The 10,671-nt window shown below is 76.8% G+C and carries 1 protein-coding gene; it reads right to left on the reverse strand.

Features of this window, described 5'->3' with window-relative positions:
* Positions 1–10,641, reverse strand: a complete 10,641-nt coding sequence (locus LG396_RS00300; RefSeq protein ID WP_225793116.1) for a type I polyketide synthase — start codon at positions 10,639–10,641, stop codon at positions 1–3.
* Positions 10,642–10,671 lie beyond the last annotated feature (30 nt).

Genomic DNA, 10,671 nt, shown 5'->3' on the forward strand with positions numbered 1-10,671 from the left:
TCAGGAGTTCCCCAGGTTCTCGACCAGATCGAACAGGTCGTCGTCCGTCGCGGCGTCGAGGTCGCCGCGGCTTTCCGGCTCCGTGGTGCCCGGGTCCCGCGGCTCGTCGTGCCAGCGCGCCAGCAGACCGCGCAGCCGTACGGTGATGCGGCTGCGGTCGGCGCCGAGGGCCGCGGCCTGCCCGGCGAGCGCGGTCAGGCCCTCCTCCAGCCGGTCGAGGTCGCCGAGCAGGGCCTGCGCCGGGTCGGCGGTGCCCAGGTCGAGCCGCTCCCGCAGGTGCGCGGCGACCGCCGCGGGGGCGGGGTAGTCGAAGACCAGGGTGGCCCGCAGCCTGGTGCCGGTGGCCCGCTGGAGGCGGTTGCGCAGCTCCATCGCGGTGAGGGAGTCGAAGCCGAGGTCCTTGAAGCCGCGGTCGGCCTCGACCTGCGTACGGTCCGCGTGCCCGAGCACGTCCGCCACCTGGGCGCGTACCAACTCCAGCAGCGCCGCGTCCTGTTCCGCCTCCGGCAGCGCGGACAGCCGCGCGACCAGGTCGGCCGCCGGCTCCCCGGCCGCCGGCGCAGCCGCCTGCGCCGTGGGCGTCCGGACCAGCCGCCGCAGCAGGGCGGGCAGCTCCCCGGCGGCGGCGAGGGCCCGCAGCCTGGCCGGTACGAGCCGGACGGGCGCCGGCGCGGGAGACCGCCGGTCCGCGGGGAGCGCGAGCGCGGCGTCGAAGAGCGCCAGGGCCTCGGCGGTCGCCAGCGGGGCGACGCCGGTACGCCCGATCCGCGCCAGGTCCGCCGCGTCGAGCGCGGACGTGATGCCGGACGCGGACTCCCACAGCCCCCACGCCAGCGAGACCGCCGGCAGGCCGGCGGCACGGCGGTGGTGGGCGAGTGCGTCGAGGAAGGCGTTGGCGGCGGCGTAGTTCGACTGGCCGGCGGAGCCGACCGTACCGGCGAACGACGAGAACAGCACGAACGCGGCGGGCGGCCGGGGCAGTTCGCGCGTCAGCTCGTGCAGCGTCCACGCGGCGGCCGCCTTCGGCGCCAGCACCCGGTCGACGGACTCCGGCGTGAGCGAGTCGACCACGCCGTCGTCCACCGTGCCGGCCGCGTGCACGACGGCGGAAAGCGGACGGTCGGCGGGTATGCCCGCCAGCAGCGCGGCCAGCGCCTCCCGGTCGGCGGCGTCGCAGGCGGCGACGGTGACGTCCGCGCCCAGCTCCGCCAGCTCGGCGACCAGTTCGGCGGCGCCGGGCGCGTCCGGCCCGCGGCGGCTGGTCAGCAGCAGGCGCGTGGCGCCGTGCGCGGCGACCAGGTGCCGGGCGACCAGCGCGCCGAGCGTCCCGGTGCCGCCGGTGACCAGGACCGTACCGTCGGCGTATCCCGGGGCAGGGCGCGCGGAGGGCGCGGAGGGGTCGGGACGGACGGGGACGCGGACGAGGCGGGGAACACTGAGCGCGCCGCCGCGGAGGGCGAGTTGCGGCTCGCCGGAGGCGACGGCGGCGGGCAGGGCGCGCCGCGACTCCTCGCTGTCGTCGGTGTCGACCAGCACGAGGCGGTCGGGGTGCTCCTCCTGCGCCGACCGTACGAGGCCCCAGACCGGGGCGTGCGACAGGTTCGGCGACTCGTCGCCGAGCGCGACCGCGTTCCGGGTGACGACGGTCAGGCGGCGGTCGGCGTTCTGCTCGTCGGCCAGCCAGGTCTGGAGCGCGCTCAGGGTGCGGAGCAGGACGGCGCGGGCGGAGCCGGCGGCGTCCGCGTCCGCGCCTTGTGCGTCTGCTGCGTCTGCTGCGTCCGCTGCGTCCGCCACGACGAGCAGTGGGTGGTCGTCGCTTTCCGCGGGGCTACGGGTGCCGGGGCGGCCCGGGGGCGCCGACCACTCGACCTCGTACAGCGAGTCCGCGCGGGTGCGCAACTCCGCGACGGGCAGCGGACGCAGGACGAGCCGGTCCACGGAGACGGCGGGAGAACCGTCCGCGTACGTCGCCTCCAGACCGACCGCGTCGGGGCCGGTGGGGGTGAGGCGGACACGGAGGGTGGCCGGTCCGGGGGCGGCTGAGGCGTGGAGGCGGACGCCCTGCCAGGTGAAGGGCAGGTGGGGCGAGCCGGTCCCGCGGTCGCCCTGTTCGTCGCCGAGTCCGATGGCGTGCAGGGCGGCGTCGAGCAGCGCCGGGTGGACGGCGAACGGCGCCGTGTGGTCCGCGTGGTCGGGGAGGGTCACCTCGGCGAGGATGTCGCCGCCGTCGCGCCAGGCGGCGCGAAGGCCGCGGAAGGCGGGACCGTAGGTCAGCCCGGTGGCGTCGAGGTGCGCGTAGAGCGAGGTGAGGGAGAGGGGGGTCGCCTCCGCGGGCGGCCAGACGGAGCGGGCGGGCGGCGGCGGTTCCTGCGGGGCGCGCGGCTGGACGGTGGCGGTGGCGTGCCTCGACCAGGGCTCGCCCGCCGGATCGCCGTGGGGCCGCGCGTGGACGACGACGGTGCGCCGCCCGCTGTCGTCCGCGTCGCCCACCGTCACCTGGAGGTCGACGGCGCCGTCGTCGGGCACGACGAGCGGTGCCTCGAGGGCGAGTTCGTCGAGGTGCGCGCAGCCGGCGAGGTGGCCGGCGTGCAGGGCGAGTTCGAGGAGCGCGGTCCCCGGGAGGAGGACGGTGCCGGCCACGGCGTGATCGGCGAGCCAGGGGTGGGTGCGCAGGGAGAGGCGGCCGGTGAGGAGCAGGCCGCCGTCGCCCGCGAGTTCCACGGGCGGGCCGACCAGCGGGTGCGACGCGGACTCGGCGGGGGCGGCGGGGGTGGCGTCGAGCCAGAGGTGCTGGTGCTGGAAGGCGTAGGTGGGCAGGTCGGGCAGGTGGGCGGGGGCAGGGGCGGCGGTGGGGGCCGCCAGGCCGTGGGCGTGGGTGTGGGCCAGCGCGAGGGCGAGGCGGTTCGGGGTGTCGTCGTCGCGGTGGAGGGTGGCGTGGGTGACGGCCTGGGCGTCGGCGGCGTCGATGGTGTCTGCGACGGCGGTGAGCAGGCCGGGGTGCGGGCTGGGCTCCAGGAAGTGCCCGTAGCCGTCGGCGAGGAGCGCCTGCACGGTCTGGTGGAAACGAACCGGCGAACGCAGGTTGGTGAACCAGTAATCCGAGGTCAGGGTGGTGGTGTCGACCGGCCCTGCGGTCACCGTCGAGTAGAAGGGGATGTCGGCAGTACGGGGCTCGATGCCTTCGAGGCGTGCCGCCAAGTCCGCTTCCAGCGGCTGGACCAGCGGCGTGTGCGAGGCGTACGTGACCGGGATACGGCGGTGGCGGATCTCGTTACGGGCACAATGCTCCTGCACCGCGTCCAGCGCTGCCGCCGGACCCGCGACCACGACGGCCGAAGGCCCGTTGACGGCCGCAACCGACACGTCCCCCGAGACACCGCAATCCTTGAACAGCCCGTCCGCACCCGCCTCGTCCAGCGCTACGGACAGCATCCCGCCCGTACCCGCCAGAGCAGTGAGTGCCTGCGACCGCTGCGCGACCACGCGAGCCGCGTCCTCCAAACTCAAGGCACCCGCGACATGCGCGGCAGCGATCTCACCCTGCGAATGGCCGATCACCGCGTCGGGACGCACACCGTGGTGCTCCCACCAGCGGGTCAACGCCACCATCACCGCCCACAGGGCAGGTTGCACCACCTCGACCGGTTCGAGAGCGGCAGGATCCTCGCTGGTCAGCACATCGAGCAGATCGAAGTGGACGTGCGGCGCGAGGGCTTCGGCACACGCCGTCAGCGCCTCCGCGAACACAGGCGACTCGGCGAACAACCGGGCACCCATCCCCACCCACTGCGAGCCCTGCCCCGGATAGACGAACACCGTCTTCCCCGGCAGCACCGTCCCCTGCACCACACCGTCGTGCGGCACACCCGCGGCCAGCGCCTCCAACCCCGCCAGCAACTCCGCCCGCCCGGCGCCCACGACCACCGCGCGCTCCTCGAAGCGGGCCCGTGTGCTCAGCGCACCGGCGACCCCGTTCAGCGGCGTCTCCGGGCGGTCGGCCAGGTGCGTGTGCAGGCGCGCGGCCTGTGCCCGTAGCGCCGCGGCCGTGTGGCCGCTCAGCGGCCACGACATCACTCCGGGCGCCTCGGCGTGCTCCTGCTCCGTCGACTCGCCGGTCTCGTCGGCCTGTTCGAGGATCACGTGCGCGTTGGTGCCGCTCACGCCGAACGACGAGACCGCCGCCCGCCGGGGCCTGTCCACCTCCGGCCACGGCCGGGCGTCGGTGAGGAGCGAGACGCCCCCGGCGGCCCAGTCGACGTGCGGCGTCGGCTCGTCCACGTGCAGCGTCGCCGGCAACGCCCCGTGTTGCATGGCCTGGACCATCTTGATGATCCCCGCCACACCGGCCGCGGCCTGCGTGTGGCCGATGTTGGACTTGATCGACCCCAGCCACAGCGGCCGGTCCTCGTCCCGCCCCTGCCCGTACGCGGCGAGCAGCGCCTCCGCCTCGATCGGGTCGCCCAGCGTCGTTCCCGTGCCGTGCGCCTCCACGGCGTCCACGTCGCCCGGCTCCAGCCCGGCGCCGGCCAGCGCGGCCCGTATCACCCGCTGCTGCGAAGGCCCGTTGGGCGCCGTCAGACCGTTGCTCGCGCCGTCCTGGTTGACCGCCGAGCCGCGTACGACCGCGAGCACCCGGTGGCCCTTCCGGCGCGCGACCGACAGCCGCTCCAGAACCAGTACGCCGACGCCCTCGGCCCAGCCCGTGCCGTCGGCGCCCGCCGCGAACGACTTGCACCGGCCGTCGGGCGCCAGCGCCCGCTGGCGGCTGAACTCGATGAACGCGTGCAGCGCCGACATCACCGTCACGCCGCCCGCGAGCGCCATGTCGCACTCGCCCGTACGCAGCGACTGCGCCGCCAGGTGCAGCGCCACCAGCGACGACGAACACGCCGTGTCCACCGTCACCGCCGGACCTTCCAGCCCGAACGTGTACGCCACCCGGCCCGTCGCCACGCTGCCCGCGCTGCCGTTGCCGAGGTAAGGCTCCAGCTCCGCGGGCGGACGGCTCACCCTGGCCGCGTAGTCGTGGTACATCAGGCCGGTGAAGACGCCGGTGCGGCTGCCGCGCGCCGACTCCGGGTCGATGCCGGCCCGTTCGAACGCCTCCCAGCTCGTCTCCAGGAGCAGCCGCTGCTGCGGGTCCGTCGCCAGCGCCTCGCGGGGCGAGAGACCGAAGAACCCGGGGTCGAAGTCCGCCGCCCCGTGCAGGAAGCCGCCCGACCACACGGACGACCGGCCCGCGCGGTCGGGGTCCGGGTCGTACAGCTCCTCCGGGTCCCAGCCCCGGTCGTCCGGGAAGTCCGAGATCGCGTCCCGGCGCTCGGCGACCAGCTCCCACAGCTCCTCCGGGGAGCCGACGCCCCCCGGGTAGCGGCAGGCCATGCCGATGATGGCGATCGGATCGTCCGCCGAGGCCGCGGCGAGCGGCACCGCGTCCGTGTCCGCGTCCGCCTCCGCGCCGAGGCCGAACTCGGCGAGCAGGTACGCCGCCAGCGCCGTCGGGTTGGGGTAGTCGAAGACCAGCGTCGCGGGCAGCCGCAGGCCCGTCTCGCGGGCGAGGCCGTTGCGCAGGTCGACCGCCATCAGCGAGTCGAAGCCCAGGTCCCGGAACGCCTGCGCCTCCGGCACGGACCCCGGCGACTCGTGCCCGAGCACGGTCGCCGTCTGCGTACGGACCAGGTCAAGCGCCGCCGCCGTCCGCTCGGCGCCGGGCAGCGCCGCCAGCCGCTCCCGCAGCGCCGGCGCCCCGGCGCCGGGTGCCGCTGCCGCCGCGGCCCGCCGCCCGGGCGTACGGACCAGGCCCCGCAGCACGGGCGACAGCGCCCCGGCGTCCGCGAGCGCGGCGAGGTCGAGGCGTACGGGCAGCAGCGCCCCGTCCGCCGGGTCGGCGACTCCCGCGTCGAACAGCGCCAGCCCCTCCGCGTCGCCGAGCGGCGCGACACCGGACCTGGCCATCCGGGCCCGGTCCGCCGCCCCGAGGGCGGCGGTCATGCCGCTCTCGCGCTCCCACAGCCCCCACCCGAGGGCGACCGCCGGCAGGCCCTGCGCCCGCCGGTGCCGGGCCAGCGCGTCGAGGAAGGCGTTCGCGCCCGCGTACGCGCCCTGGCCCGCGCCGCCGAGGACGGCGGCGGCGGAGGAGAAGAGGACGAAGGCGTCGAGCGGGAGTTCGCGCGCGACCGTCAGCTCGTGGAGGTTCAGCGCCCCCGCCACCTTGGGGGCGAGGACGCGGTCCAGCTGCTCGGGCGCGACCCCGGTCAGCAGCCCGTCGGCCACGACGCCCGCCAGGTGGACGACGGCGGTCAGCGGGTGCGCCGCGGGGATGCCGTCGAGGAGCCGGGCGGTGGCGTCGCGGTCCGCGATGTCGCAGGCGGCGACGGTGACGGTGGCGCCCAGGGCGGTGAGTTCCTCGCGCAGTGCGGGGGCGCCGGCGGCGTCCGGGCCGGTGCGGCTGACGAGCAGGAGGTGGCGTACGCCGTGCTCGGTGACCAGGTGCGCGGCGAGGAGCCGGGCGAGGGTGCCGGTGCCGCCGGTGAGGAGCACGGTGCCGTCGGGGTCCCACCGCGGACCGGGCCGGTCCGCGGCGGGCTGGTGCCGTACGAGCCGGGGCGCGGCGAGGCGGCCGGCACGCACGGCGACCTGCGGCTCCCCGCAGGCCAGGGCCCGCCGTACGGTGCGGTCCCGCTCCGCGGCGGCGTCGTCGTCCGCGTCGACGAGGACGAACCGGCCCGGCGCCTCCGACTGCGCCGACCGCAGCAGCCCCCACACGGCGGCCGCCGCCGGGTCGGGTACGTCGCCGGGGCCGGCGGCGACGGCGCGGCGGGTGAGCACGACGAGCCGCGAACCGGCCGCAGCGGCACGGTCGTCGGCGAGCCAGGTGCGTGCCGCGTCGAGGGCGCGGTGCAGCGCGGCGGTCGCGTCGGCCGCCTCGCCGAAGGGGAGGACGACGGTCCCGGGGACCTCCGGCAGCGCGGCGACGTCGGCGACCTCGGCGAACTCGGCGCCGTCCGCGCCGTTCTCCGTGCCCGCCGCGTCCGCCGTGACCGGGGTCCAGTCGAGCCGGTACAGCGAGTCGGTCGCGGGCCGCGCGAGCCGGTCGGTGTCGAACGGCCGCGTCACCAGGGCGTCGACGGCGGCGACGGGCTGCCCGAGCGCGTCGGCGACCGTGACGGCGACGGCGTCCGTCCCGGCCGGGGCCAGCCGCACCCGTACCGCGGTGGCGGCGACCGCGTCCAGCCGCACCCCGCCGAAGGAGAACGGCAGGCCCGCGCGCTCCGGCTCCCGGCCCGCGCCGAGGCCGAGCCCGATGCCGTGCAGGGCGGCGTCGAGCAGCGCGGGGTGGATCCCGAAGCGTTCGGCGTCGGCGGCCGCCTCCTCGGGCAGCGCCACCTCCGCGAACACCTCGTCGCCGCGCCGCCACGCGGCCCGTACGCCGGTGAACACCGGCCCGTAGGCCAGGCCGAGGGCCGCCAGCCGCGGGTACAGCCCGTCCACCGCGACCGGCTCCGCCCCCGCGGGCGGCCAGGCGGTGAGGTCCGGAACCCCGGCCGGCGGGGCGGGGAGCGCGGCGAGGTGCCCGGACGCGTGCTCCGTCCAGGGGCCGGGCGCCACGCCCGCCGGTTCGGGCCGCGCGTGGATGCGTATCTCCCGCCGCCCCGCGGCGTCTGCCTCCGCCACCAGCACCTGGAACTCGACGGCCCCAGCGGCCGGCAGCACCAGGGGCGCGTGCAGCGTCAGCTCCTCGACGCCGAGTCCTGGCCCGTCCAGCCGCGCGCCCGCCGCCAGCGCCATGTCGACGTACGCGGTGCCGGGGAGGAGGACGCGGCCGGCGACGGCATGGCCGGCGAGCCAGGGGTGCGTACGCAGGGAGAGCCGGCCGGTGAGGACGAGCCGGTCGCCGTCCGCGGGCCGGGTGGCGGTCTCGACGAACGGGTGCGCGTCGCGGCCGCCGGGGGAGGCGCCCGGGGCGAAGGGCGGGAGCCAGAAGTCCTTGTGCTGGAAGGGGTACGTGGGGAGGCCGGCCGGCCGGGCGCCGGGAAGCAGCGCGGGCCAGGCGGGGGTGGCGGCGTGGTGGGTGTGGAGGGTCGCCACGGCCGTGAGGAGGGTGTGGCGCTGGTCGCGGGTGCGGCGCTGGAGGGCGACGGCGAGGTGGTCGGCGCCGTCGGCGAAGCTCTGGCCGGCGAGGGTCGCCAGCGCGGCGTCGGGGCCGACTTCGGCGAACACGGCGACGCCGTCGGCCGCGAGCCGGGCGACGTGGTCGGCGAAGGGGACGGGCTCGCGGACGTGGCGCACCCAGTGCTCGGGGTCGCGGAGCAGGTCCTCGTCGACGGCGAGGGGGATGCGCGGCGGGTGGAACGTCAGCGTGCGGACGACCTCGCGGAACGGGGCCAGCATCCCGTCCATGTGCGGGGAGTGGAACGCGTGGCTCACGTGCAGCTCACGCGCACGGAACCGCTCCGCGACCGCGCGCGCCTCGGCCGCGTCGCCGGAGATGACCGTGGTGGAGGGGCTGTTGAGCGCCGCGATCGTCACGCCCCCGGTGAGGTGCGGGGTGACCTCCTCGGCGGACGCCTGGAGGGAGATCATGACGCCGGTGGCGGGCATCTCCTGCATGAGCCGGGCCCGGGTGGCGACCAGCAGGGCGGCGTCGGCGAGGTCGAGGACGCCGGCGCAGTGGGCGGCGGCGATGTCGCCGACCGAGTGGCCGGCGAGGCGGTCGGGGGTGATGCCCCAGTGGCCGAGGAGGCGGAAGAGCGCGACCTCGAAGGCGAAGAGGGCGGGCTGCGCGTAGCGCGTCCGGTCCAGCACCTCGGCTTCCGCGTCGAACATCACGTCGCGCAGCGGCCGGTCGAGATGGGGGTCGAGCGCCGCCGCCACCTCGTCCAGCGCTTCGGCGAAGGCGGGGAAGGCGGCGTACAGGTCCCGCCCCATGCCGGGGTACTGGCTGCCCTGCCCGGAGAAGAGGAACGCCAGCTTGCCGGCTACGGGTCCGGTGGCCGGGCCTGTGACCAGGTGCGGGTGCGCCGCGCCTGCGGCGAGCGCGGCGAGCGCCGCCCGGTCGCCGTCCAGGACCACGGCGCGGTGCCGGTGCCCGGCCCGGGACGCGGCCAACGTGTGGGCGACGTCCGCGGGATCCGTCTCCGGGTGGCTCTCCGCGTACGCGGCAAGCCGCTCCCCCTGCGCCGCCAGGGCCGCCGGGCTCTTCGCCGACAACGGCCACAGCAACGCCCCGGGGCGTACCGCCTCTTCGGCTTCCGGCTCCTGCGGGGCCTGCTCCAGGATCACGTGCGCGTTGGTGCCGCTGATCCCGAACGACGACACCGCCGCCCGCCGCCGCCTGCCCGTCTCCGGCCACGGCCGCGCCTCGGTCAGGAGGCGTACGGTGCCGGACTCCCAGTCGACGTGCGGGGAGGGCTCGTCCGCGTGCAGCGTCCGGGGCAACTGCCCGTGCCGTAGCGCCAGGACGGTCTTGATGATCCCCGCGACCCCGGCCGCGGCCTGGGCGTGCCCGATGTTCGACTTCACCGAACCCAGCCACAGCGGCTGTTCCGCGGTGTGCCCCTGCCCGTACGTCGCCAGCAGCGCCCGGCCCTCGATCGGGTCGCCCAGCTCCGTGCCCGTGCCGTGCGCCTCCACCGCGTCCACGTCGCCGGGCCCCAGGCCCGCGTTGTCCAGCGCCGCCCAGATGACCTGCTGCTGGGCCGGGCCGCTGGGCGCGGTGAGCCCGTTGCTGGCGCCGTCCTGGTTGACGGCGGAGCCGCGCACGACCGCCAGCACCCGGTGCCCGTTGCGCCGCGCGTCCGACAGCCGCTCCAGCGCGAGGACGCCCACGCCCTCCGCCATCCCCATGCCGTCGGACCCGGCCGCGAACGCCTTGCACCGCCCGTCCGCCGCGAGCGCGCCCTGCTTGTCGAACTCCACGAACGTGCCCGGCGTGTACATCACCGTCGCCCCGCCCGCGAGCGCGAGGTCGCTCTCCCCGGAGCGCAGCGACTGCGCCGCGAGGTGCAGCGTCACCAGGGACGTCGAGCAGGCCGTGTCGACCGTGACGGCCGGGCCCGAGAGCCCCAGCGTGTACGCGATCCGCCCGGACGCCACACTCGCCACGGAACCGGTGACCAGGTGCCCTTCGACCGACCCCGGGGCGTACTCCAGCGGGGCCCCGTACTCGTGGTAGTTCCGGCCGACGAAGACCCCGGCCTTCGCCTCCTCCAGGCCCGCCGGGTCGATGCCCGCGTGCTCCAGCGCCGCCCAGGCGCTCTCCAGCAGCAGCCGCTGCTGCGGCTCCATCGCCAGCGCCTCGCGCGGCGAGATGCCGAAGAACTCCGCGTCGAACCCGGCCGCGTCGGCCAGGAAGCCGCCCTCGCGCACCGTCGTCGTACCGGCGGGCCCGGAGCCGAAGAGGCGCTCCAGGTCCCAGCCGCGGTCCGTCGGGAACGGGCCGATGGCGTCGCGCTCCTCGACGAGCAGCCGCCACAGGTCGCCGGGCGAGGCGACCCCGCCGGGGAAGCGGCAGGCCATGCCGACGATCGCGATCGGCTCCGCGGCCCGGTCCTCGACCTCCTGGAGGCGCCGCCGGGCCTTGCGCAAGTCCACGGTGACCCGCTTGAGATAGTCGCGGAGCTTGGCTACGTCCTCGGCCATGGCGCGTCCTTCACGTCGTGCGGCGGTCGG

The sequence above is a fragment of the Streptomyces aculeolatus genome (genome assembly GCF_020400605.1).
GTDB lineage: Bacteria > Actinomycetota > Actinomycetes > Streptomycetales > Streptomycetaceae > Streptomyces > Streptomyces aculeolatus.

What these genes read in the sequence shown, in the direction of transcription:
- LG396_RS00300 (WP_225793116.1), bottom strand. Translation starts at nt 10,641, where the DNA reads ATGGCCGAGGACGTAGCCAAGCTCCGCGACTATCTCAAGCGGGTCACC.